The organism is Mycobacterium sp., from assembly GCF_049281135.1.
Classification (GTDB): domain Bacteria; phylum Actinomycetota; class Actinomycetes; order Mycobacteriales; family Mycobacteriaceae; genus Mycobacterium.
The window spans coordinates 1-4,328 of sequence record NZ_JBAPRN010000769.1 but is presented as its reverse complement, the minus strand read 5'-3'; the positions used below and the strand labels follow the sequence as shown (position 1 = coordinate 4,328).

The window sequence follows — 4,328 nt, the reverse complement described above, 5'->3', positions numbered from 1 at the left end:
CCGCCGCCCTTGACGTGGTACACGCGATCGGGGATGCGCTCGCGGACGAAGTGGGCCAGCTTCTCGATCAGGTAGGCATCCTGCAGCAGGACGGGGCCGTTGCCTGCGACTGTGAGCGAGTGCTCGTCACTGCCGACGGGACAACACGGTTTCCTCCCAAACCGCAGATTGGTGCTAGTCACGACACCATTGGCCTGCAACGCTAGGAGTGTCAGGAAACGATCCGCGCTCGGCCCCGCGGCGGGGTGCTACCCACCCGGACCCCGATGTGCGATCACTCCCAGTCGGCGTCGACGCCACCGTTTCAACTGCGGTGAGCCGTCGCCAGCAGGAAGACGGACGAAGGGCTTCGCGATGACGGACGATAAGAAACCTAATAGCGGCCACCTGCTCGGGCAGGGTGAGCCCGGTCATCCCGCGGTGGGGCGGGGTCCCAACGCCGGTGGTGAGTATTCCCAGGAGGATTATCACCATCCGGCCGCCGGTTGGGGTGCGGCTCGCAGTGTGGCCAAGGTGTTGGCGCAGAGCCGGGAACTGGTTGCCGGCACTCGTGCGATCCAGCTGATGAACCACGAGAACGCGGGCTTCGACTGTCCGGGATGTGCATGGCCGGATGACCGCAAGGGTCTGCACCTGGACATCTGCGAGAACGGCATCAAGCACGTCACCTGGGAAATGACCCGCAAAAGGGTCGACCGCGACTTCTTCGCCAACCACACCGTGACCGAGCTGTCGGGGTGGACGGATTTCGCGCTGGAGGACCAGGGTCGGCTGACCGAACCGATGGTGTACGAGGCCGAGTCGGACAAGTACGTGCCGATCTCGTGGGCCGACGCCTTTGAGTTGGTCGGGTCGACGCTGCGCGGGTTGGAGAGCCCGCATCAGGCGTCGTTCTACACATCGGGGCGGCTCAGCAATGAGGCGACGTTTCTGTATCAGCTGTGGGTGCGCGAGTTCGGCACCAACAACTTGCCGGACTGCTCCAACATGTGCCATGAGGCCAGCGGCCGGGCGCTGACCGCGTCGTTGGGGACGGGTAAGGGCACCTGCGACCTCGACGATTGGGAAAAGGCCGACCTGCTGCTGGTGATGGGTGTCAATGCCGCTTCCAACGCGCCGCGGATGCTGACCGCACTCACCGAAGCGCATCGGCGCGGCGCGCAGATCGTGCATATCAACCCGCTCATCGAGGCGGCCAGCGGTCGCACGATCGTGCCGCACGAGATCCTCGCGATGGCTACGTTCCACGCCACCAAGATCGGAACCATGAATGTTCAGCCCCGCGTGGGCGGGGACCTGGCGCTGCTGCGCGGGGTCGCGAAGGTTGTCCTCGAGCGTGCGCAGACCGACCCCAAGGCCATCGATGAGGAGTTCCTGCAGCGCTTTACGAGCGGTTTCGAGGCCTACCGGTCGCTGGTTGAGCAGACCGACTGGCCCGAGATCGTGCACCAGTGCGGAGTCGAGGAGAAAGCGATCCGAGAACTGGCCGAGGTCTATCTGGGTGCCGACCGCACGGTGGCTTCCTGGTGTCTGGGATTGACCCAGCAGGAACACGGAGTGGACACCGTCCGCGAAATCGTGAACCTGCTTCTGCTGCGCGGCAACATCGGCCGCGAAGGGGCCGGCCCCTCACCGGTGCGCGGCCACAGCAATGTGCAGGGCAACCGCACCTGCGGCATCGACCACCGGCCGGGCAAGCAGCTGCTCGACCGGCTGCAAGAGGTGTGTTCGATCACGCCACCGCGTGAGCACGGCCTGGGCACCGTCGAGACGATCCAGGCGATGCTCGCCGGCGACGTCAAGGTGTTCGTCAGCATGGGCGGAAACTTCAGCTTGTGCACGCCGGACACCGAGGCGACGTTCGCCGCGTTGCGCAATTGCGAGCTCACCGTTCAGGTCAGCACCAAGCTCAACCGCAGCCATCTGATACACGGGCGCACGGCGCTGATCATGCCCTGCCTGGGGCGCACCGAAAAGGACGTTCAACAGACAGGTGAGCAGGGCGTCACGGTCGAGGACTCGATGAGCATGGTGCACCTGTCGTTCGGGATGAAAAAGCCAGCATCCCCGCAGCTGAAGTCCGAGTGCGCGATCCTGGCCGGCATGGCCCGCGCAACCCTGCCGGCGTCGGCCACACCGTGGGAGTCCTACATCGGCGACTACGACCGGATCCGCGACGTCATGGCCAAGGTGCTCGACGGCTTCGAAGACTTCAACCGCCGCGCACGCCGACCGCTGGGGTTTCGGATCCGCCAGCCAGCCCGCGAGCGAGTCTTCCTCACCGCGTCCGGACACGCGGAATTCTCCACTACGCCGATGCCCGACATCGTGCCACCGCCGGGACGGTTGACGCTTTCCACCGTGCGGTCCCACGACCAGTGGAACACCACCATCTACTCCGACGACGACCGCTACCGCGGCCTGAAGAACCTGCGCACCGCGCTGTTCATGAACGCCGAAGACATGCGCGAACGCGGGCTGAATGAGTTCGACCTCATCGACATCACCAGCTTCGCCCGCGACGGCAGCACCCGCTCTGTGTACGGCTACCGCGCCGTGGCCTACAACACCCCCTGCGGCAGCGTATTCGGCTACATGCCCGAGCTGAACCTGCTGTGCGCGCTCTCGGACCGCAGCCAGCAGAGCGAACAACCGTTGACCAAGCACCTCATCGTCGAGGTCACCCCCGCCGTGACTGGCCCGGCAACCATTGCGACGGGTGCAAGCCCCGCCGGCGGCTGAAGGTGTCGTTGGAGGCCGGCCCACGTTGACATTGTCATTGCTCGACTGGATGCCAGACCCGGTCTGTCACCACACCTAGAGCGGCAAGCGCTTGCCGAGCTCGCCGGCGATCACTTCGTCGCGCACTAGGCGGCTCGCTTATCGCCGCGGGTGCGGTGGTTCCGCAAGGCGTTGGCGCCCACGCTCGCTGGTGAGCGGGTACCGGGCGGGTGCGGCGCGAATTCAGCGAGGCCGGAATCGCCCCCAACCGCAACAACGGCGAGGTTTACCGGCTGTTGGACATACACTAGGCAGCGACGCAGTAGATCCGCCGAAAGCCGATTGTCGAGAACTATGGATACGCGTGCACCGATGACGGCGGCGACGGAAAGCTGGTTCAGATGGGCCGCTTAACAACGCGCCGCGCGGCCAAGCACCTCAGCGCAGATAATGCGGTGAGGCGGCCGGAGACGCTGGCCGTCGAGGAGCCGTTGGAGATCCGCGTCAACGGCGCACCACTTACCGTGACGATGCGCACGCCAGGCGCCGATGTCGAACTCGCGCAGGGCTTTTTACTGACCGAGGGCATCGTCGGGCATCGCGACGATCTGGTGACGGTGCGCTACTGCAGTGGCACCGGCGCCGATGGCGCCAATACCTACAACGTGTTGGACGTGGCGTTGGCACCCGACGTGCCGGCCCCGGACGTCGATGTCACCCGCAATTTCTATACGACGTCTTCATGCGGAGTGTGCGGCAAGGCGTCCCTTGAGGCTGTACGACTCGTCAGCCGCTACCGCCCGGCCGGCCAGCCGGCGAGCATCAGCGCATCCACTCTCACCGCGTTGCCGTGCCAATTGCGCTCGGCGCAGAAGGTTTTCGCCAGCACTGGCGGTCTGCACGCGGCCGCCCTGTTTGACCTCGACGGCGCGATGCTCGTTGTCCGCGAGGACATCGGCCGCCACAACGCCGTGGACAAGGTCATTGGGTGGGCACTAGAAAATGACCGGATACCGCTGAACGCCAGCGTCCTTCTGGTCAGTGGGCGCGCGTCGTTTGAGCTGACTCAGAAGGCGGTAATGGCCGGGATACCGCTGCTGGCGGCGGTGTCGGCGCCGTCCTCGCTTGCGGTCGACCTCGCCGAGCAAGCGGGCGTGACACTGGTTGCGTTCCTGCGGGGCGATTCGATGAACATTTACAGCCGACCCGACCGCGTCATCGCGCGGCCGCGAATTGCAGCTGACCCGAACGGTTAATGGGCGTCAGCGCATGCTCGAGCCGCATTGATGTGGGAGGTGGGAGCTTCATGGCTGACGGTGTGATCGTCAGCTATCGCGCACCCACAGCTGATACAGAAACGTCGCTTCATTGCTGAGCCGCCCCGATGTGTAGGGCCGGGCCGTCCCTCGGCGGGGCGGGGCCCGAACGCCGGTCGGCGCGAGCCCGCGCCGCAGCAAGCTGCTCAGGGGTGTCGACGTCGGCGACGTCGCCCACTACAGAGGTCACCGCGTTGCCGGGCAACAGATCCCGCACTCGCGGCGGAGCAGCGGCGAGCGCGGCGGCCAGCGCCGCCGAATCCCACACGGCGGCGAGGTACTGCACTCGGC

The 4,328-nt window shown here is 65.7% G+C and carries 3 protein-coding genes and 1 pseudogene; 2 read left to right on the top strand and 2 right to left on the bottom strand.

Features of this window, described 5'->3' with window-relative positions; translation table 11 throughout:
* Nucleotides 1-182 (bottom strand): catalase (locus WAN02_RS30395; RefSeq protein WP_422269089.1); only part of this gene is annotated, 182 nt, incomplete at its 3' end.
* A gap of 172 nt (nt 183-354) precedes the next feature.
* Here WAN02_RS30395 and WAN02_RS30390 point away from each other — a divergent pair.
* Together WAN02_RS30390 and fdhD are read left to right on the top strand one after the other, a co-directional pair.
* Nucleotides 355-2,742, top strand: a complete 2,388-nt coding sequence (locus WAN02_RS30390) for an FdhF/YdeP family oxidoreductase (protein ID WP_422269088.1) — start codon at nt 355-357, stop codon at nt 2,740-2,742.
* A gap of 380 nt (nt 2,743-3,122) precedes the next feature.
* Nucleotides 3,123-3,977: a formate dehydrogenase accessory sulfurtransferase FdhD gene (gene fdhD / locus WAN02_RS30385; protein WP_422269087.1), complete on the top strand. Its 855-nt coding sequence runs from the start codon at nt 3,123-3,125 to the stop codon at nt 3,975-3,977.
* 109 nt (nt 3,978-4,086) lie between these two features.
* On the opposite strand, the pseudogene WAN02_RS30380 reads toward fdhD, so the two are convergent.
* Nucleotides 4,087-4,328: pseudogene (locus WAN02_RS30380) on the bottom strand (hypothetical protein); the annotation flags it as partial.